Annotated in this window: 19 protein-coding genes; 9 read left to right on the forward strand and 10 right to left on the reverse strand. The window is 63.5% G+C overall.

All coding sequences use genetic code 11. From position 1 onward, the window contains the following. Positions 1 to 61 precede the first annotated feature (61 nt). From KUW62_RS17770 to KUW62_RS17790, 5 genes are all read right to left on the reverse strand, one after another. On the reverse strand, positions 62 to 919 hold the full coding sequence (locus tag KUW62_RS17770) for a D-amino-acid transaminase (RefSeq protein WP_224816793.1): 858 nt from the start codon (positions 917 to 919) through the stop codon (positions 62 to 64). A gap of 33 nt (positions 920 to 952) precedes the next feature. Further along, a complete protein-coding gene (locus KUW62_RS17775; RefSeq protein WP_224816794.1) occupies positions 953 to 1,753 on the reverse strand; it encodes a PHB depolymerase family esterase in 801 nt (266 codons plus the stop codon). 72 nt (positions 1,754 to 1,825) lie between these two features. Continuing rightward, on the reverse strand, positions 1,826 to 2,776 hold the full coding sequence (dgcA, locus tag KUW62_RS17780; RefSeq protein ID WP_224816795.1) for an N-acetyl-D-Glu racemase DgcA: 951 nt from the start codon (positions 2,774 to 2,776) through the stop codon (positions 1,826 to 1,828). Further along, entirely contained in the window at positions 2,776 to 3,777 is a 1,002-nt protein-coding gene (gene dgcN / locus KUW62_RS17785; RefSeq protein WP_224816796.1) for an N-acetyltransferase DgcN, read from the reverse strand. Before dgcN ends, dgcA begins: the two co-directional genes overlap by 1 nt. A 147-nt stretch (positions 3,778 to 3,924) precedes the next feature. Continuing rightward, positions 3,925 to 4,272 (reverse strand): hypothetical protein, encoded by a 348-nt coding sequence (locus tag KUW62_RS17790; protein WP_224816797.1) that lies wholly within the window; start codon positions 4,270 to 4,272, stop codon positions 3,925 to 3,927. Between the two features lie 193 nt (positions 4,273 to 4,465). Between KUW62_RS17790 and KUW62_RS17795 the strand changes: the two genes are divergently transcribed. The 4 genes from KUW62_RS17795 to cbiB all read left to right on the forward strand — a co-directional run bounded on the left by KUW62_RS17795 (position 4,466) and on the right by cbiB (position 8,122). Then, on the forward strand, positions 4,466 to 5,041 hold the full coding sequence (locus tag KUW62_RS17795) for an ABATE domain-containing protein (RefSeq protein ID WP_224816798.1): 576 nt from the start codon (positions 4,466 to 4,468) through the stop codon (positions 5,039 to 5,041). Positions 5,042 to 5,149: 108 nt separating this feature from the next. Then, the gene (locus KUW62_RS17800; RefSeq protein ID WP_224816799.1) at positions 5,150 to 6,139 is read left to right on the forward strand and encodes a glutathione S-transferase family protein; all 990 of its coding nucleotides are present in this window, start codon (positions 5,150 to 5,152) and stop codon (positions 6,137 to 6,139) included. Positions 6,140 to 6,191: 52 nt separating this feature from the next. After that, complete coding sequence (locus tag KUW62_RS17805) at positions 6,192 to 7,217, forward strand: threonine-phosphate decarboxylase (RefSeq protein ID WP_224816800.1); 1,026 nt, start codon at positions 6,192 to 6,194, stop codon at positions 7,215 to 7,217. After that, the gene (cbiB, locus tag KUW62_RS17810) at positions 7,214 to 8,122 is read left to right on the forward strand and encodes an adenosylcobinamide-phosphate synthase CbiB (RefSeq protein ID WP_224816801.1); all 909 of its coding nucleotides are present in this window, start codon (positions 7,214 to 7,216) and stop codon (positions 8,120 to 8,122) included. Before KUW62_RS17805 ends, cbiB begins: the two co-directional genes overlap by 4 nt. Before the next feature lie 4 nt (positions 8,123 to 8,126). Here cbiB and KUW62_RS17815 read toward each other — a convergent pair whose 3' ends face one another. Beyond that, complete coding sequence (locus KUW62_RS17815; RefSeq protein ID WP_224816802.1) at positions 8,127 to 8,885, reverse strand: DUF2189 domain-containing protein; 759 nt, start codon at positions 8,883 to 8,885, stop codon at positions 8,127 to 8,129. A 415-nt stretch (positions 8,886 to 9,300) separates the two neighbouring features. On the opposite strand from KUW62_RS17815, the gene KUW62_RS17820 reads away from it, so the two are divergent. The 3 genes from KUW62_RS17820 (at position 9,301) to KUW62_RS17830 (ending at position 12,436) form a co-directional block, all read left to right on the forward strand. Further along, the gene (locus KUW62_RS17820) at positions 9,301 to 10,257 is read left to right on the forward strand and encodes a calcium/sodium antiporter (RefSeq protein ID WP_224816803.1); all 957 of its coding nucleotides are present in this window, start codon (positions 9,301 to 9,303) and stop codon (positions 10,255 to 10,257) included. A gap of 100 nt (positions 10,258 to 10,357) precedes the next feature. Further along, on the forward strand, positions 10,358 to 11,536 hold the full coding sequence (locus KUW62_RS17825; RefSeq protein WP_224816804.1) for a lytic murein transglycosylase: 1,179 nt from the start codon (positions 10,358 to 10,360) through the stop codon (positions 11,534 to 11,536). A 66-nt stretch (positions 11,537 to 11,602) separates the two neighbouring features. Further along, positions 11,603 to 12,436 (forward strand): ParB N-terminal domain-containing protein, encoded by an 834-nt coding sequence (locus tag KUW62_RS17830; RefSeq protein WP_224816805.1) that lies wholly within the window; start codon positions 11,603 to 11,605, stop codon positions 12,434 to 12,436. Between the two features lie 293 nt (positions 12,437 to 12,729). Here the strand turns inward: KUW62_RS17830 and KUW62_RS17835 are convergent, their stop codons facing one another. From KUW62_RS17835 to KUW62_RS17850, 4 genes are all read right to left on the reverse strand, one after another. Then, complete coding sequence (locus KUW62_RS17835; protein WP_224816806.1) at positions 12,730 to 14,283, reverse strand: RNA-directed DNA polymerase; 1,554 nt, start codon at positions 14,281 to 14,283, stop codon at positions 12,730 to 12,732. 198 nt (positions 14,284 to 14,481) lie between these two features. Further along, a complete protein-coding gene (locus KUW62_RS17840; protein WP_224816807.1) occupies positions 14,482 to 17,937 on the reverse strand; it encodes an AAA family ATPase in 3,456 nt (1,151 codons plus the stop codon). 180 nt (positions 17,938 to 18,117) lie between these two features. Next, positions 18,118 to 18,339: a helix-turn-helix transcriptional regulator gene (locus KUW62_RS17845; RefSeq protein ID WP_224816808.1), complete on the reverse strand. Its 222-nt coding sequence runs from the start codon at positions 18,337 to 18,339 to the stop codon at positions 18,118 to 18,120. Continuing rightward, positions 18,339 to 18,881 (reverse strand): DUF2975 domain-containing protein, encoded by a 543-nt coding sequence (locus KUW62_RS17850; protein WP_224816809.1) that lies wholly within the window; start codon positions 18,879 to 18,881, stop codon positions 18,339 to 18,341. Before KUW62_RS17850 ends, KUW62_RS17845 begins: the two co-directional genes overlap by 1 nt. 70 nt (positions 18,882 to 18,951) lie before the next feature. Here KUW62_RS17850 and KUW62_RS17855 point away from each other — a divergent pair, with 70 nt between their 5' ends. Both KUW62_RS17855 and rsfS read left to right on the forward strand, forming a co-directional pair. After that, positions 18,952 to 19,470, forward strand: coding sequence for a hypothetical protein (locus tag KUW62_RS17855; RefSeq protein ID WP_224816810.1), 519 nt, complete (start codon positions 18,952 to 18,954; stop codon positions 19,468 to 19,470). A 150-nt stretch (positions 19,471 to 19,620) separates the two neighbouring features. After that, the gene (gene rsfS, locus KUW62_RS17860; protein WP_224816811.1) at positions 19,621 to 20,049 is read left to right on the forward strand and encodes a ribosome silencing factor; all 429 of its coding nucleotides are present in this window, start codon (positions 19,621 to 19,623) and stop codon (positions 20,047 to 20,049) included. Positions 20,050 to 20,056: the final 7 nt, after the last annotated feature.

Below are 20,056 nucleotides of genomic sequence, written 5' to 3' on the forward strand. Positions count from 1 at the left end.
GGTCTGGGGGGGAGGCAGCGCCTCTCCCCAGGCGGTCGACCGCGTCAGCGGGCGAAACCTCTCAGATCGCAGCCTTCCGCATCTCGTCGAGGTAAATCTCCCGCAGCCGGGCGGTCACATTGCCCGGTGCGCCATTGCCCACGGCCTCCCCGTCGATCTCCACCACCGGCATCACGAAGGTCGATGCGCTGGTGATGAATGCCTCATCCGCCGCCTTCGCCTCTTCCATCGTGAAGGGACGTTCCTCCACCTTCATCTGCGCCTCCTGCGCCATGCGCAGGACGGCGGCGCGGGTGATCCCGTGCAGGATTTCGTGGCCCAAATGCCGGGTGATGATCGTGTTGCCCTTGACGATATAGGCGTTGTTGGACGTGCCTTCGGTCACGACACCGTCCTCCACCATCCATGCATCATGGGCGCCCGCGGCCTTCGCCGCCATCTTGCCCATCGACGGGTAAAGCAGCTGCACCGTCTTGATGTCGCGCCGCCCCCAGCGTTCGTCGGGGATGGAGATCACCTTCATTCCCGTCTTCGCCATCGGGTTTTCCGCCAGCCCCGCCTTGGCCTGAGTGAACAGCACGATGGTCGGGTCTGTCTCCTCGGACGGGTAGGCGAAATCCCGATCCGCCGCCCCGCGCGTGACTTGCAGGTAGATCAGGCCCTCGGTCAGGTCATTGGCGCGCACCAATTCGCGGTGGATCTCCAGCAGCTCGTCCTCGGTGACGGGGTTTCGCATCTCCAACTCATCCAGCGACCGCTGCAACCGCTTCGCATGGCCCGCAAAGTCGATCAGCTTGCCGTCCAGAACGCTCGTCACCTCATAGACGCCATCGGCGAACAGGAACCCACGGTCGAAGATCGACACTGTGGCGTCGTGTTCGGGCAGGTATTCTCCGTTGACGTAGACGGTGCGGGTCATGGTCGGTGCTCCTGTATTCGTGTGGCGCTTGGTCTAGAGAGTGCCAAGGATCTGTTCAATCGCCCATTCGACCCGGTCCACGGAATAGCTGTGGCCGCCCTCGAACAGGCAGAGGGTCAGACCGATACCATCGAGGTTGAACCCCGCCGCACAGCTGGTGCCGTATGGGAAATCCAGGGGAACCGGCTGCAGGACCTGCATGTGGCGACCGTACATCTCGATGGCCCGCATCACGTCGCCCTGATGGGTCTGGCCGATAGGGCGCCCGGCAAGGGGAACCGTACGATCCTCGGTGCCGTGAATGTGGATGATATGGGCAGGCGGGGCCGGGCAGCTTTCGGGGACCGGGGCCCAGAACGTGCCAGCGTACGGTACAAACCCGGCGAAGACATCACCGCCCATCCCGCAGGCCAGGGTCCAGGTCATCATCCCGCCCGCGCTGAAGCCCGTGGCGATCAGGCGGTCGCGGTCCAGGTCGACCCGCCCCGCCACATCCTCGATCACCGCATTGACGTAATCGTATTCCGCCGCCTCGCTCTGGCCCGGGTTCCTTGGCCTGTGGGCGAGGTTCCAATCGTCCGCGTCGGCATTGATCGCGACGAAGACCATCCCCAGCCGATCCGCCATTGCCCGCAGGCTGGCATTGCGCATCGCACCGTTCGCGCTGCCGCGATAGCCATGGGCGTGGAAGAACGCGCCGACGGGCCCGTCGACCCCTTCGGGCATGTAGTAACGATAGGTCCGGTCGCCGAGGACGGAGCAGTCGGTCTCCGGCCCACATGCCAGCGCGGGGGATGCGGTCAGGGCAAGGAAGGCGGCAAGGATCAGGCGCATGGGGGACTCCATCAAAGCGTGAGCCGTGAGGGTGGAAGATCGCGCGCCGGGATGCACATCACACCCAAGTGATCACCCCCACAATTCTGCGTCGGGTGGATAGACAACGGACCCGTCGAACCGCAGCGGCGGCACGCGGTCTTCGGCCAGCAGCAGCGGACCGTCGAGGTCCACGATCTCCGCGCCCTGCGCCACGATCATCGCGGGCGCCATGGCGAGGGATGAGCCGACCATGCACCCGACCATGATCTTGTAGCCGTCCGCCCGCGCCGCGTCGCGCAGGGCCAGCGCCTCGGTCAGGCCACCGGTCTTGTCGAGCTTGATGTTCACCATATCGTATTTGCCCGCCAGCGCCGGAAGCGATTTGCGGTCATGGCACGATTCGTCGGCGCAGACGGGCAGGGGCCGCGCGATCTCCGCCAGCATGTCGTCGTCGCCCGCCGGCAGGGGCTGTTCCACCATCCGCACGCCCAACCGTACCAGGTGCGGGGCCAGCTCGGTGTAGATGTCCGCCGTCCAGCCCTCGTTCGCATCCACGATGATGGCCGCATCGGGCGCGCCCGCGCGCACGGCCTCCAGCCGCGCCATGTCGTCCGGCGTGCCGAGCTTGATTTTCAGAAGCGGGCGATGGGCGTGTTTCGCGGCGGCTTCGCGCATCCGCTCCGGCGTGTCGAGCGACAGGGTATAGGCCGATGTCACCGGGCCCGGCGCGGGCTCGTCGGCAATCTCCCAAACCCGCTGACCGGCGCGCTTGGCCTGCAAATCCCATAGCGCGCAATCGACCGCGTTGCGCGCCGCACCGGCTGGCATATCGTCAAGCGGCTGGCCGTCGCGAAAGGCCGCGATCTGCGCCTCAACACTGTCTAGCGTTTCGCCGTAGCGGGCATAGGGCACGCATTCGCCGCGCCCCGTCACGCCGTCTTCCTCCACCGTCACGGTCAGAACCTGCGCCTCGCTCCGTGATCCGCGCGAGATCGTGAAAACCTCGGCCAGCGGGAAGCTGTCGCGCGTGACGGTCAGCATCAGATCGCCTCCAGCGCATTGCAGAGCTTCGCCGCACCCTGCCGGAACGGATCGCAGGTCGGCAGGCCCATGCGCTTTTCCACGCCTTCCAGGTAGGACAGCGCCTCATCCTCGCCCATCGCGGCGGTGTTGACCGATACGCCCACGACCTGCGCCTTGGGATTGGCCACGCGGGCCAGCGGCAGGGCGGTATCGCGCAACGTCTCCAGCGTCGGCAGGCCATATCCGGGCAGGCCGCGCATGTGGGTTCGGGTGGGCTCGTGGCTCAGGATCAGCGCGTCGGGCTGACCGCCATGGACCAGCGCCATCGTCACCCCGGAATAGGAGACGTGGAACAGGCTGCCCTGCCCCTCGATCATGTCCCAATGGTCGTCGTCATTGTCGGGCGTCAGATACTCGACGGCCCCGGCCATGAAATCCGCGATCACCGCATCCAGCGGCACACCATCCCCGGTGATCAGGATGCCGGTCTGTCCCGTGGCGCGGAACGAGGATTTCAGGCCGCGCCCCTTCATTTCCTTGTCCATCGCCAGCGCCGTATACATCTTGCCCGCCGAACAATCGGTGCCCACGGCCAGGCACCGCTTGCCTGACCGCTTTTCACCATTGGCGATGGGATATTGCACCGACGGGATGCGCACGTCGTGCAGCTGGCGACCATATTCATGGGCGACGGCCACAAGGTCGGGCTCGTCCCGCAACAGATTATGCAGGCCCGAGGCGATGTCGAACCCCTGCGCCAGCGCCTCGATCAAGACCCGTTTCCAGGAGGAGGAGATGACGCCCCCCCGGTTCGCCACTCCGATCACCAGCGTCTTCGCGCCCGCCTTCTTGGCCGCGGCAAGGTCCATGTCGGGCACGCGCACATCGGCTTTGCAATCCTCCATCCGGAATTGGCCGACCACGTTGTCGGGCCGCCAGTCGCGAATGCCCTGGGCGACCTTCGCGCCAAGCTGGTCGGGCGCATCGCCCAAAAACAGAAGATATGGTGTCTGGATCATGGCTTGCCCCTCCGCCGTGCGTGTTCATTGCGCGGCACGTTAACCGCGATCGGGCGCAATTACTTGGGAAAGACGCCCGCTGATATCGCCAATCGAAGAAGATGACCGCGCCAATTCCGCCCCTTGCGAGGAAATCGTGCGCGACGCCTAGGTCTTGGTCAGAAGGGCGATGGGGCGGTTGTCTGGCTGTTCGAAATCCACCGGCGCGGTGTCGGAGGCGGCGGTGTTGCGCTTGAAATCGTAGCGCATCAATTCGCCATCCCGCGCGGCGGCCACGATCAGCGCCTGATAAAGGTGGCGCGGCCCCTCGAAAATGTCGACCAGCCCGCGCAGATGCGGGGTGGTGGTGTCGTCGACGGCGAATCCCTCATCGGACATGTCGAGGATCGCGAACGCCTCCTCCCCGATCTGGACGGACCGGGACGCGCGCTTGCGCCGCCCCTGCATCTGGGCCGCGGCAAGTTCATCGCGGATGCCTTCGGGAAGGAATTCCAATGTCTGACCCTCTGGGAATAGTTCCTGTTCGCAAGGCTATAGGTGAACCTGGTTAATGTCAGGTCAATGACAGAAGTTCGCCGATCCGGCGGCACTTGCGGGTCCAATATGGACATCACCCTAAAAACCCTGACATTACCGGTTGTTAGAAGTTGCGGCGCAACATCGTTGCATCTGAAGCTACGGGTAGAAGATGACAAAGGATCAGGGCACCGGATCGCATGTTGCAGGCGGGGATCACCCGTTTCTGGAATTCGTGAACACCGTGTCGGACGATGGCAAGACCCGGGCGGAGAACACGTTTCAGTCGCCGGCGGAACTCGCGGCGCGGCTGACCGAGCTTGGGATGCTGCGACAGGGCGCCCGGATCGGGGTCGAGGATATGGCCGCGCTCGTTGATTTCAGGGAAGCCGCGTATCGCGTCCTCTCCGCCCAGGCCGCCCGCAAGCCGCCCCCGGCGGAGGCTGCGGCAACGGTGGAGGACGCCCTGAAATCCGCCGTGACCCATGGCCAGTTCGTCTTTCGCACCAAGGGCTTGCGGATCACCTCTGCGCCAAGGGGGACCAGCCTTGATCGGCTCGCTCTCGCCATGCTCGACCTGTTGCAATCGGACGATGCCGCGCGCCTGTCGGAATGCCGCCGCTGCACGCGGTTATTCATCGACCGGGGTCGCGGACGCGGGCGGCGCTGGTGCGACATGGCCCGCTGCGGCAACCGCGCCAAGGCAGAGAGTTTTCGCGCGCGCAGGCGGGCTGCCAGAAGCGGCTGATCCGCCGATCCTGTGCGCTGATGCAAGGCCGCCCCTGCGCCGGTCCGCGTTTTCCGTCCACGCCCACCGCCCTATCTGTGTGCCGACACGAGATGAAGGAGTGAAGTGATGGGCCTTTTGGTGGACGGAAAGTGGCAGGACAAATGGTATGACACCAAGTCCTCCGGTGGCGCGTTCAAGCGTCAGGAATCGCAGTTCCGCAACTGGATCACCGCCGACGGCTCCGCCGGGCCAAGCGGGGAGGGCGGGTTCAAGGCCGAATCCGGCCGCTATCACCTCTACGTCTCCCACGCCTGCCCGTGGGCCAATCGCACGATGATCTTCCGCGCGCTCAAGGGGCTTCAGGATCACATCGACATCTCCGTCGTGCATCCCGACATGCTGGGTGACGGCTGGACGTTTGACACCGATTTCCCCGGTGCCACCGGCGACACGCTCTATGGCCTGCCGTTCGCCCGCGACCTCTACACCAAGGCGCAGCCCGATGTGACCACCCGCGTCACCGTCCCGATCCTTTGGGACAAGCAGCGGGAGACCATCGTGTCCAACGAATCCGCCGAGATCATTCGAATGTTCAACAGCGCGTTCAACGGGATCACCGGCAACACGGACGACTACTATCCCGAACCCCTCCACGACCGGATCGAGGAGGTCAACGCCCGCGTCTATTCCGACATCAACAACGGCGTCTACAAATCCGGCTTCGCCACCACGCAGGAGGCCTACGACAAGGCCGTCACGGCGCTGTTCGACGGGTTGGATTGGGTCGAGGGCCTTCTGGCGCAGTCCCGCTACCTGACCGGCGACCGCCTGACGGAAGCTGACTGGCGCCTCTTCACCACGCTTGTCCGTTTCGATCTGGTTTATCACCTGCACTTCAAGTGCAACCGCGCGCGGATCGTGGATTACCCGAACCTCTGGGCCTACACGCGCGAGCTGTACCAGCGTCCCGGCATCGCCGACACGATCAACTTCGACCACATCGTGCGCCACTACCATTACAGTCATGAGAGCATCAATCCGCACCGCATCATCCCGATCAATCCGGTGATCGACTGGCACGAGCCCCATGGTCGCGCGTCCTCGCGCGCTGCTTGAGGCGGATCGCGAGGGCTTGCGGGCCGCCTGAATTCAGGCTTCAACCGGGACCATGACCGGCCCCGGTAACACACGCGACCACGGTGGCGGCCTCGACGCCGCCATGGCCCGCTACGGCGGGTCGCGCGACCAATGGCTCGACCTGTCCACCGGCATCAACCCGGTGCCATATCCGATCGGTGACATCCCGCCCGATGCGTGGCACCGCCTGCCCGATGAAGGTGCAATGGACGCGCTCCTGCAAGCGGCCCGCCGCTTCTGGAACGTCCCCGACAGCGCCCAGATCATCGCCGCCCCGGGCGCGTCTGCCCTGATCGCGCGAATGCCTCTGCTGACCGGTTCCACCACCGGCGGGGTCCATATCCCGCGGCCCACCTACAACGAACATGCCGCCGCGTTTGAGGCCACTGGCGATCATTGGCTCTCCGATGACCCGAACGATGCCTTCACCCACGTCTATGTGCACCCCAACAATCCCGATGGCCGGCTGTGGAGCGCCGATCATATGGGTGGCCGGACGCTCACGGTGATTGATGAAAGTTTCTGTGACACCGATCCCGGGGAAAGTCACATCGCGCTGGCCCCCGACAAGGGGATCGTGGTGCTGAAGAGTTTCGGCAAATTCTGGGGTCTCGCCGGTCTGCGCCTCGGGTTTCTCATTGGCACGCCGGAAACACTCGCTCCGGTGGATCGCGCCAAACGCTATGGCATCTTGGGGGCCGAGCATGAGATGCGGCTGCAATCCATGGCCGATGCGCTCGGCCCCTGGCCCGTCTCCGGCCCGGCCCTCGAAATCGGGACCAGAGCGCTCGGTGACACCGCATGGGCCGAAGCCACCCGCGCCCGCCTCGCCCAAGATGCGGCGCGGCTGGACGATCTGATCTTGCGTACACGCGCCGAACTGGTCGGCGGTACAGGCCTGTTCCGCACCTATGCCGTACCGGACGCCGCCGCGCTCCACGACCGCCTCGCGCGCGCCCGTATCCTCACCCGCATCTTCCCCTATTCCGAACGCTGGATGCGCTTCGGCCTGCCGGGAACCGAGGCCCATTGGGCGCAACTCGAAGCCGCTCTATGAGCGCCGCGATTCTTGCCGCCGCCATGGCCCTTGACGCCCTGCTCGGTGAACCCAAATGGCTCTGGTCCCGCGCGCCGCATCCCGCCGTGCTCATGGGCCGCCTCGTGGATTGGTTTGACCGGCGGTTCAATCTCGGTGCGGCCCGAACCCTCAAAGGCATCGCCGCCACCGCCGCCCTCTCCGCCCTCGCCATAGCCCTCGGCCTACTGATCCAGGCCCTCCCCCTCGGCTGGCTCTGGTCGCTCCTGCTCACCGCCATCCTGCTGGCCCAACGCAGCCTCGCAGACCACGTTACCGCCGTCGCCGACGCCCTCCGCCGATCCCTGCCTGAAGGCCGCAAAGCCGTTTCCATGATCGTCGGCCGCGACCCCGACCAACTGGATGAACCCGCCATCGCCCGTGCCGCCATCGAATCCGCGGCCGAGAACCTGTCGGACGGCGTCGTCGCCCCCGTCTTCTGGTTCGCGGTCGCGGGCCTGCCCGGTATTCTCTTCTGCAAGATCATCAACACCGCGGATTCCATGATCGGCCACCGAACGACGCGCCACGCCGAATTCGGATGGGCCGCCGCTCGCCTCGACGATGTCCTCAACTACATCCCCGCCCGCCTCACCGCGCTTCTGATCGCGATCACCACCAAGCCAAGCGCCCTCAAGATCGCCGCCCGGGACGGCCCCAAACACCGCTCCATCAATGCCGGCTGGCCCGAGGCTGCCATGGCCGCCGCCCTCGGCCTGTCCCTCTCCGGCCCCCGCGCCTATGGCGGCGAGATGACCGACGACCCCCCCATGAACGCGACCGGCACGCGCGAGGCCACACCGGGCGACATCGCGGCTGCGGTCGGCGTGCTGTGGCGGGTATGGGTGGTTCTGCTCATCATCGTGGCCGCCTTCACGCTGGTCTAAAGTCTCACTCCTCCACCGGCGGCACGGCGCGCCGGTACAAGTGCCATGTCGTGTGCCCAAGGATCGGCAGCGTAAAGATCAGGCCCAGAAAGGCCGGCACAAGCGACAGCACCATCGTGACCGAGATGATCGCCGCCCATCCCAGCATCACCACCGGGTTCTCCGCGACGACCCGCACCGATGTGACCATGGCGGTCACGAAGTTGGTCTCCCGATCCAACAGCATCGGCATGGCCACGACCGTCACCGCAAACAAAACGGCGGATAAGCCCGCGCCAACCAATGTCCCCACGGCAAGGAACGTCCAGCCCTCCGGTGTGAAGAAGACAACGTTCAGGAACCCGCCCATGTCCGAGAACGACGAATTCTGCAGGATCAATGCCAGCCAAAGCCGGATCTGGTAAACCCACACCCAGAATACGAACAGCGTCACGAAGGCCATCCACCCCATCTCGCGGTTCCTCTGGTCCGCCATGACCGTCAGGATATCCGACCAGCCGAAGGGCTCGCCCCGCTCCATCCGGCGCGACATCTCGTACAGGCCCGCTGCCGCGAACGGGGCCACCAAGGGAAAGCCGACAAGTGCGGGAAGGATCATCCACAACATCTCGAGCCAGACGAGGCTCCAGACGATGAAAATTCCGAAAAGCGCGTAGAACAGGCCGAAAAAGCCGCTCATCACCGGGCGCGCCAGAAAGTCGGAAAACCCGGCTTTCAGGGCCGCGCGAATGTCGTCTGCGGTGATCTTGTTGATCTCCGGCATTTCTTTTCGGCGCGGCGCAAGATCATTTTGGGGTGCGGAGCCTGATGAACCGGACGCCATGTCATATCCTTCCAAAGCATGGCACCGCCCCGGTCACGTGCCACACGGCCCGGCGGTGATCCTGACATCGCGCTTCCAAACCAGATGCTGCCTCAGATGCGCCCTCGGAACAAGGTTTGGCTGACGACCTTTGCATCTGAATGGCGCATCTCGCCCCGCGTGCTGTCCGCCGCTCGTGACAGGGTCTGACGTCCTCAGACCGCTGAATTCCTAGCCTGAAATCCAAGCATCGACGATCTGCCCACCGTATCGGATCAGCCAATTCCAAGCGCGCAGCATTCTTTTTCGACACCCCTTGCAACGGCACGAAACGCACCGATTTCCTGTGGGCAAACCTGCCCCATGGACCACCGCGATGGCCGCTTCCCTCCTTGTCATTCTTGGCCTCGCCGGGCTGATCGTCGGCGGCGAATTGCTGGTGCGGGGCGCGGTCTCGGCGGCAAAATCCTTCGGCCTTTCACCCATGGTGATCGGCTTGACCCTCGTGGGTTTTGGCACATCCAGCCCCGAACTCGTCACGAGCCTTCAGGCGGTTTTGTCCGGGTCGCCCGGCATTGCCATCGGTAACGTGGTCGGAAGCAATATCGGGAACGTTTTGCTCATTCTCGGTGTCGCAGCCTGTCTTGCGCCTGTCGCCGTCGATCCAAGGGCATTCGGGCGCGACGGCGGCATGATGATCGCCGCAACGCTCCTCTGCCTCGGTGCGGTGCTGATCGGCGATATCAACCGCATCACCGGCGCGGGCTTCGTAGCCGTTCTGCTCGCCTATCTCAGCTACACGATCTGGTCCGAACGGCGCGCGGGCGGAACCGCCGCGGCGGAGGTCTATGTGGGCGAAGCGGAAATCGTGCCGGGCACCGATTATTCCCTTGGCCTGGCCATCCTCATCGCCGTCACAGGTCTCATCATCACGATTTTCGGGGCCCGGTTCCTCGTCTCCGGCGCGGTCTCCATCGCCGAGGCGGCGGGCTTGTCGGAAACCGTGATCGGTTTGACCATCGTGGCGATCGGCACCTCGATGCCCGAGCTTGTGACGTCGATCATCGCGGTGCGGAAAGGGCAGGGCGATGTGGCGCTTGGCAACGTCATCGGCAGCAACATTTTCAACATCCTCGGCATTCTGGGCATCACCGCCCTCGTTCAGCCCTTGGCGGTCCCGGCAGAGATCCTGCGCCTCGACATCTGGGTCATGTGCGCCGCCGCCGTTCTGCTGGTGCTCTTCGCTAGAACCGGCTGGCGCGTCAGCCGCCGCGAAGGTGCGATCCTTCTGCTGGCCTATGCAGTCTACCTCGGCGTTCTCCTCACCCGGTGATTTCGGGATCATCCGCCGGGGGTGCCAACCCACCCCCTTGCCTCACATTCCCCACCCTGTATCTTCCGGCGCAAACGCTTCTCCAACAGGGTCTTTTCACATGCGCCGTTTCCTCGCTCCGCTGCTCCTTTCCCTCACCCTTGGGACCACCGCCAATGCCCAGCAATGCGGCGGGGATTTCGGGCAATTCGTTCAAGGCCTCCGCGCGGAAGCGGCTGAGCGCGGCCATTCGCAGGAGAATATCGACGCCTTCTTCCGCCATGCCTCCTACTACCAGCGCGCGCTCGATGCGGACCGGCGGCAGGGCATCTTCACTGTCCCATTCACCGATTTCGCCCGCCGCCTCATCAGCCAGGGCCGCATGGACAATGGCCGCCGCAATGCCGACCGCTACGCCTCCGTCTTCAACGAGATCGAGCGTCGCTTCGGCGTCTCCCGCGGTATCCTGCTCTCCTTCTGGGCGTTCGAGACCGATTACGGCGCGTTCCAGGGCGATTACAACACGCTCGACAGCCTTGTGACGCTCGCCCACGATTGCCGCCGGCCTGAGCTTTTCCGCCCCGAGGTCTTCGGCGCGCTGGAACTCTTCGAGAACGGTGATTTTGACCCCGTGAACACCCAGGGCGCATGGGCCGGGGAAATCGGCATGGTCCAGATGCTCCCCGAAGACATCGTGAATTTCGGCATCGACGGCGATGGCGACGGCCATGTCTACCTGCAAACCTCCGCCCCCGACGCGCTCATGTCCGGCGCCAATATCCTGTCGTCTCTCGGCTGGCGGCCCAATGAGCCCTGGCTCGTCGAAGTCACGCTCCCCGATAATCTCGACTGGTACCAGACCGGCGTCCACACCACCCGCTCCGTCGCCGAGTGGGAGGCTGACGGCGTCCGCGCCCGCGCCGGTGGCAACCTGCCCATGCGCAACGCCCAGGCCTCCATCGTCATCCCCCAGGGCCGCAACGGCCCCGCCTTCATCGCCTACCCGAACTTCTCCGTGCTGTTTGAGTGGAACCAGTCCTTCACCTACGTTCTGACCGCCGCCTATTTCGCCACCCGGCTTGAGGGCGCGCCCGTCTTCGACGCCGGCAACCCCGAGCCCGGCCTCGACGGCAACCAGATGCGCCGCCTGCAAGAGATCCTCTCCGCCCGCGGCTATGACGTGGGCCGCATCGACGGCATCCTCGGCGCCGGCACCCGCGCCGCCGTGCGGGAGGAGCAACGCCGCCTCGGCCTGCCCGCCGACGCCTGGCCCACCCGCGCGCTCCTGAACGCGCTCTAGGTTAACCGAAACCTAACCCAACCGGTCGATCCTGCTTGCCCTCCAAGGCTTGCAGGATCGCCAAACATGCCCGACATCCATCACATCCCCCTCACCGACATCGACGAACACGCGCTGCCTCGCGACCGCGACGCCCTCGACGCGACCTCCCTCTCCGACCTCACCCTCTCCATCGCCGCCCACGGCCTCCGCATGCCGATTGAGGTCTTTCCCGCCACCGGCCCCAAACCCTACGGCCTCATCTCCGGCTTCCGCCGCCTCAAAGCCCACCGCGAACTGACCCTCGACACCATCCCCGCCTTCATCCGCCAACCCGCCGACATTCCCTCAGCCCTCGCCGCCATGATTGAGGAGAATGAGATCCGCGCCGACATCACCCCGTGGGAGCGCGCCAAAATCGTCCTCACCGCCATCGACCACGGCCATTTCGACACCATCGACCAGGCCCTGCCCCGCCTCTACCCCACCTACGACCGCAACCGCATCTCCCGCCTCCGCGCCATCGCAGAAGTCGTACAACACTTCGGTGACCACGCCCTCACCGACCCACGCAGCCTCTCCCAACAAAAACTCACCCGCATCGCCACCGCTTTGCGCGCGGGGGTGGGAGACACCATGCTAGTCGCCCTGCAAGAGTGCTCCGACAAATCCCCGGCAACCCAATGGAGCCTGCTGCAAGCCATCATCGAAGACGCCGAGGCCGAGGCCAAAGCCCCCAAACTCCACTACAAACCCGGCCGGCCCCGTTATCACCGCCGCGTGCAAGACGACCTCACCGTCCGCCGAGAGCGCACGAAAGACGGCTGGACACTCCGGTTTACGGGGAGAACAGCGAAAGGCCCGCTGATGGAGGACATCATGGATTATGTGGAGGATATGTTTGGACGGCGGCAGCGGTAGACCGGGCCTTGGCCCGGCTGCACAACCCGTAGGGCGGGACTTGTCCCGCCGCTCCGTCACCCGGAACTCCCAACCCACATTCAACGCACCCGGGCAGAATCAAGCGCGCAAGCGCGCTGCCCATCGCCGGGCCGCCCCCCGGCACGGCGATTTGTCTGATCTTGGCTCGCCGATCGTTCTGTGGGACGTGCTTGGCCACCATAAAGCGCGTTAGAACGACGGCTGGATCGCCGCACCGCGACCCGTCGAATAGCGCAAAATTTTGAGCCGGGTGATAATAAGAAACCTGTGGACTATCCCAATGGCTTGGTTTCTTGGACAGTAGCGCACCAATTGATGAAATCATTGGACATAGGAAACTGAAGTCTGCTCTTGATGCTTCTAAGCCAATGAGAATACTCGTCTTTTGGCAAACAGCTCGCTCCAAAAATGAAGCTAGGCTGTGCCCATGAATGGATTTCGTTTACTTTTGTTTTTCGAGATCTAAAATAGTTGAGATCGTTAGCGCGCCATCGGAGAAGATGGATCTGCCTTTGGTCGATCGTGCCTGTGAGGGCGTCAAGTTTACGGATTTGTGACGAGTTGAAAGATATACGCTCGCGCACACCTAATTCGAGAAACCAAGAGCGAGCAAATTCAAGTGGCTGCATCCGCGATGAGAGTAACAGCTCCGTTACTTCGTCTCCCATGTTCTCAAATCCGCTGACATCAGAGGTAACAAACTCCTCAATGAGCAAGCAAACGTCCTTTGCAAATGGTACCAGCTGAGACAAATTTGACCGAATGTACGCAGCTACGTCGGAGTTCTTAACCAGCCGCATTGCATGCAATACTATCCGAATTTGGCCCATGTCCCAGAATGGCTCTTTTAGAAGGTCTTCTAATTCTTGCCTTAGGTCCTTGAGCATGAGCGCTTCTAGCGCATCTTCATCGATCTCCTCTTGGCCATATGCAGCCCAAAAGAGTTTCTCGGTTGCGAACTCCTCTTTTGCGTCGTCGTCCTCGCCACCCGACAAACCACTCGACTCCACGAATTCTTGCCAAGCCATAATTTTTGTTTTCTGAACATTGAGGCTAAGGCCCTCATTTTCAGAAAGGTGTTTCGCAAGGTAGCCTAGAGCTGCGTAGGGGTCCTGATCCTGCCTGATGAATATTATCATATCATCGACGTATCGCGTATGATCGTAGTCCTCAGATATTAATGCCATGTCGGTGTCATGTAATGCTGCTTCCGCCAGAAGACGTGATGCATTGGTTCCGACTGGAAGCCCAAATGATTGGCGCCCTCTCCAATCCGAAATGAAGGCCTCCAGCTTCTTGACGATCTTTGATTCTCCAGAAAGGCTTTCAAGGATATTCTCCAACCTATGCCTATAGATGCGAGAATAGAAATCAGATATATCAGTTCGAATGACGTACCTGTATTCGCCGAAAAGAACTTTTGCTTGAATTGTGTTCAGCCAATGTCGATAAGAATGGTCTTCTTCAAAAAAATTTGGATCAAGTCCCTTTTTCTTTCGATACGAAAAGGCACGATGAAGTTCGATAGGGTCGCGCTGGGATTCGACTAAATCGAAGATTTTGAGGACAAGCGCTGTATAGATAATGGTGTCGATTGGAAACGGCTGATGAGCGTTTCGAAATCCAAAGCGAGACTTTGGAACTAAGGCTTCCACCAAACTCATGGGGTGGTATTGACCTAGGTCAATATTGCTTAACTTGCTAACTAAGACGTCCCTACTATCCTTCAGAAAACTAAGTTCAAACGGGTAAGGGAAGATATCTGTATCGCCAAATTGAAGAATATGGTCGAGCGCACAGGAATAGTAGCTTTCCTCAAGTCTCATGAAGAGGCCTTTTTATATGGGTCGTGTATGCCCTAGATTACCGCGAATTCTGCTTGTTGCGCGATGTAAGTCCACCGTGAACCCAAATGAGGGTATTCCAGCCAAACGTCTCAAACCCCCTAACAAATCCTTAACGCCAAACCCAAAACCCAACAATACCAATCACTTAACCCCTCTGCTCAACCTTGAGCAGCCCCCTCACGCCACCAGGGCCTCGGCCTTTTTCAGGTCCACCGACACCAGCTGGCTCACCCCCTGCTCGCCCATCGTCACGCCGAACAGGCGGTCCATGCGGGCCATCGTGACCGCGTGGTGGGTGATCGTCAGGAACCGTGTATCCGTCTGGCGGGTCATCTCGTCGAGCATGTCGCAGAACCGGTTCACGTTCGCATCGTCCAGCGGCGCGTCGACCTCGTCCAGCACACAGATCGGCGCCGGGTTCGCAAGGAACACCCCGAAGATCAGCGCCAGCGCCGTCAGGGTCTGCTCGCCCCCGGAAAGCAGCGATAGCGTCGAGAGTTTCTTGCCCGGCGGCTGACACAGGATCTCCAGCCCCGCCTCCAGCGGATCGTCCGATTCCACCAGCACCAGCCGCGCTTCCCCGCCGCCAAAGAGGTGTGTGAACAGTTTCGAGAAGTTCGCGTTCACCTCGTCAAACGCTTTCAACAACCGCTCCCGCCCTTCCTTGTTGAGCGAGGCAATCCCGGTGCGCAGCTTGGCGATGGCGCCTTCCAGGTCGGTCTTTTCGGAGGCGAGCGTGTCATGCTCCTCCCGCACCTCCCGCGCGTCTTCCTCGGCCCGCAGGTTGACGGCTCCCAAGGCGTCGCGCTGACGGCGCAGGCGCATGACGTCCGCCTCGATCCGATCGACGGAGGGCATCGGGTCCGGCAGGTCGCCCAGGCTTTCGCGCAGGGCATCGGGGGTCAGTTCGGTGTCCTCGAAGATGCGCTCCGCGGCGGCCTGCACAGCCTCCATCGCGGCATCGCGTCGGGCCTCGGCCGCGGCGCGGGCCTCCCGGGCCTCGGACGCTTTGCGCTCGGTGTCCCGCTCAGCCCCGCTTGCCGCGCGCAGGTTCGTCTCCCCCACGGACAGCGCATCGGCGGCGGCGGCCTTGCGCGCCTCGGCGGCCTGGATCTGCTCGGCCAGGGCTTCGCGGCGTCGGGCGATTTCGTCGGGCTTCTGGCGCGCGTCGGCAAGGGCGATCTCGGCCTCCCCCTTGCGCTTCTCCAGCTCCGCAAGGCGCGCCGCGGCGTTGGTCAGGCGCGATTGCCAGGTGGTGATTTCCGTCCCGATTTTCGCGATCCGGGAGACGCGATCCTCGCCGTCGCGTTTCACTTCGTCGAAAGTGGCGCGCTTGGCCAGCATCGTCATGCGCGCGGCCTCGACCGTTGTCTTGACGTCGTCTAGCCGCCCGCGCACGGCGTCCAGATCGTCTAGCTCCGCCAAGGCATCCTGCGCGCGGACCAGCTCGGCGCGGGCGCTGTCGGCCTCCTCGGCATGGCGCGAGGCGGTCAGGCGAAGGGTTTCCAGTTTTCCGTCGAGGACGCTTTGATCGGCCTCGGCCCGGGCGGCGGCGCGGCTGGCCTGGCTCAATTGGGTCTCTGCGTCCCGGCGGGCGGTGCGGGCGGCCTTGTCGGCCTCCGTCAGGTCCGCAAGCCGGGTGGCGAGGGCGTCGTGGGCGGCCTTCGCCTCATCCGCAACGGCGCGGGCCTTGCTGCGTTCGCTTTCAAGCTCGGTCAGCCGGTTGGCCTGTTCGAGGCGTCGGGCGGCGGTGGACACGGCATCGGCGGCGGCCACGGCAAACCCATCCCACCGCCAGAGATCCCCGTCGCGGCTGACAAGGCGCTGACCGGGGCGCAGGTCGATTTGAAGGCGGGGCCCGTCAGAGGCGTCGATGATCCCGATCTGGGAAAGGCGGCGACCCAGCATCGCGGGGGCCTCGGCCACGTCGGTGGCGGGTTGTGAGCCGGATGGAAGGGGGGCGCAGTCATCGTAGCCCGGCAAATCGGTCCAACCGGTCGCGCCGGGCGTTTCGGCGCGCGCGGCCTTCAGATCGTCGGAAAGCGCCGCGCCGATTGCGGCCTCAAAGCCCGGGGCGACGCTGATTTCGTCAAGGATCTGGGCGCCATCGCCCCGGTCCCGTTCCAGCACGCGGGCCAGTGCGGTGACTTCGGCGTCAAGCGTGCCGGCGCGGCCTTCGGCTTCGGACCGTGCGGCGCGGGCCTCCGCCTCGGTGGTCTGCAGTTCGGCGCGGGCCGCCTCGGTTTCCAAAAGCGTGTCTTCGGCGCGGGCGGCAAGGTCGGTGGCGCGTGCGAGGGCATCTTGCGCCTCCTCCGCCTCTCGTTTGAGATTGGTGAGGCGATCGGCGGCGTCGAAGGCGGCCGTTTCCGCGGCCTGCGCCTCCGCACTGTTGCGGGCGACGGCTTTCTCGGCCTCGCCCATGCGGCGTTCGATGGCCTGGTGACGCGCGGCAAGGGCGGCGGATTGTTCCGTCAGATCAGATAGTTCCGCCTCCTGACCGGCAAGAACGCTGCGTGCGTCGGTGACGGCATTGCGCGCATCGTCAAGTCGTTCGTCCTGCCCGTCCTGGGCAGCCTGAAGCTCCGCCCGTTCGGTGCGCAGACGCTCCACCGTTTCGCCCGCATCGGCGTTCAGGGCGTCCTCCCGCTCCCGATCCCGGTCGATCTGGGCAATGCGGTTGGTGAGGGTGTCGATGGAGGCGGCGGCGCGGTCCGCCTCTGCCTGGAGAGAGTCGCGTTCGACCAAAAAACGTTGGAGAATTGCGGCGGAAACGGCGTCTTCCTCGCGCAGGGGCGGCAGGGCGTCTTCAGCGGCTTCGCGGGCCTTCACGGCCTCCCGCGCGGCGGCTTCGGCCTGTGCCGCGGCGGTCAGTCCGTTGCGCAGCGCCTCTTCCGCGCGAAGGCGGGCGGCATCGGCGTCGCGCCAGCGCAGGAACAGGAACAGGCCCTCGGCAAGGCGAAGCTCGGACCCGATCTCCCGATAGCGGGCGGCTTGTTTTGCCTGTCTTGCAAGGGCGTTGAGCTGGCTGGCGAGTTGTTCGAGGACGTCGTCGATCCGCGCCAGATTGGCCTCCGCCCCCTTTAATTTCAGCTCCGCCTCGTGCCGGCGCTGGTAGAGGCCGGAGATTCCGGCGGCTTCCTCCAGTACGCGGCGGCGGGCTTTGGGGCGCGCGTTGATGAGCTCCGAAATCTGGCCCTGACGCACCAGGGCGGGGCTGTGCGCACCGGTGGAGGCGTCGGCAAACAGCATGGAGACATCGCGGGCGCGGACGTCTTTTCCGTTTAGTTTATAAGCACTTCCGGCGTCCCGCGTGATGCGGCGAACGATGTCGATCTGGTCTTCTTCGTTGAACCCGGCGGGGGCGAGACGGTCCTGATTGTCGATCTGCAAGGACACTTCGGCGAAGTTGCGGGCGGGCCGGGTGGCGGCACCGCCGAAAATCACATCCTCCATCCCTGCGCCGCGCATGGCGGTGGGACGATTTTCGCCCATCACCCAGCGTAACGCCTCAAGAAGATTGGATTTTCCGCAACCGTTGGGGCCGACAACACCGGTCAGGCCATCGGCGATCACAAGGTCAGTGGGATCGACGAAGGACTTGAATCCATTGAGCCTGAGCTTGGTAAACCGCACGTTGCCTGCCTTGTTCTGTCGCGATTCTGGTGTCGCAGGAGTTTCGGGACGGGATGGGGTCGAGTCAACATCGACCCGCTGCATATCGGTGCGATGGGCGGGTTATCCCCAAGATATGTGACGTTTCACGAAATCTATGTTAAGCCATTCCGCCGCCCACAAGGGTAGATCAATGCTATATCAATCTTTCGGCTTCGACGACGGGACCGCTTCCAGAATATCGCCCGGCTGACAGTCGAGGGCAGCGCAGATGCGCGCCAGCGTCTCGAACCGAATCCCCTTCACCTTGCCGCTTTTCAGCAAGCTGAGATTTTGTTCGGAAATGCCGATCTGGGCCGAAAGCTCCCGTCCCTTCATTTTGCGCAGGGCCATCATGACGTCGAGGCGGACGATGATGTCCATCACACGAACGCCCTGTTTTCGTCGGCGATCCGCACCGCCTCTCCCATGACCCAGCCGATTACGACGATCAGGCCACCGCCGAGGAAAAACCCGGCATTCCCGCCTGAGAGTTGTACCGCCAACGTCCGGTCCCCGGTCTCGTTCGCAAGGGTCAGCAGAAGTACGATCACGGTGTTCGAGAGCACGCCGAAGATGCCGATGGTCACAAGCGCCTGACCGCAGCGCAGGATGACCGCGGCGCAGCGGGTGCTCAGGATCTCTCCGCTTTTGTAGAGGCCGAACAGAACGCGCATCTGCCACAGGATGTAGAGCGTGATTGCGAAGCCGATCACCTGGATCGCGCGCACGGTAAGAACGATGGCGGGAGGGATCACGTCGGGCAGGGCGTAGTCGGCATAGCTGCGCCGCAACGCAGCCTCCCCGGCATCGCCGATTGCGATCATGTAGATCAGGAGGGCGGGCATCACGATCAGCGAAAGGGTGCAGGCCCAATGGAGTATCCGCGCCAGCCGTTGCACACGGGAAATCTGAGAATCATTCATTTTTGGACTCCAAACATTATCTTTTTCATGTTTTACGATAAATAATGGCGACATGAAAAGAGGAATCACCATGGAACAGCGAAAAACCTTTGCGGCCGTCACCCTTGTGACGGTGTTGTCCGTTCTGCCCGGCGCGGTCCGGGCGCAGGACCCCGATCCGGTCACGGCCGATCCCGACCAGATCGCCGCGCGGATCACTCTGCCGGAGGGGCTTGCGATGCAGGACGGCGGCGTCGTCATGACAATGGGTGCGATCAACGAGGTCACGGGCGCGCAAACCCTTGAGGTCTATGCCCTGGTCCCATCGCGCACCGAGCCGCATATGGTGCTGAGCGGCCCGGATCGGGCACGGCTGGCGGCGCAGCAGGCGCTGATCGTTGGATGGATGGACGCAGGACACGAGGTCGACGGCAGCTTTGCCGTAACGCTTGCACCTTGTCGGACGGGGGTGGAGGTGCCGGGGCGCGCGCGGGCGTCCATGGCGTTGCGCGCCGATGCCGAAAGCGGGTTCCAGGTGGTTGTCGAGGACATGCGTGTGCGCCGCCTGATCGGGCAGCCGATCCGCGATCTTCCGCCCTGCGAAGGATAGGGCCGGGATCGGATTTCGCGGCACGCGGGTTCGGGGAACCATATTGTTGCTGCAACACTTCGCCTATTCCCCGCCGTTACAGTTGAGATGGTGGGGGGGCGATGCTATCTTGAGAATATCCCGGCGCCGGGGCTTGTCAGGCGCGTTGCGATGGAGGACAGAGTCCTGACCGGACTTAATCAAGTGGTGGCTGAGACCACCGCCGCACCGGGGGCCAAGGCCCCGACCCAGACCGCCTATACCAGCGAAGAGCTGCTGGAGGCCGTCATCCACTCTCTCGAAAGCGACAAGGCCGAAGAGCTTGTGCAGATTGACCTGCGCGGCAAATCCTCGATCGGGGATTACATGGTCATCGCATCGGGCCGCTCCACCCGTCAGGTGGCGGCGCTGTCCGAAAAGCTGGTCGAGCGGCTGAAGGCCGATTTCGGACTGGTCTCGAAGATCGAGGGCAAGGATGCGGGCGATTGGGTGTTGATCGACACGGGCGATATCATCGTCCACGTGTTCCGGCCCGAGGTGCGGGAGTTCTACCAGCTCGAGAAGATGTGGCAGCCCCCGGCGGAAGCGGCGTCCAACTGACGCCGGC

It is taken from the genome of Hasllibacter sp. MH4015 (assembly GCF_020177575.1).
Classification (GTDB): Bacteria; Pseudomonadota; Alphaproteobacteria; order Rhodobacterales; family Rhodobacteraceae; genus Gymnodinialimonas.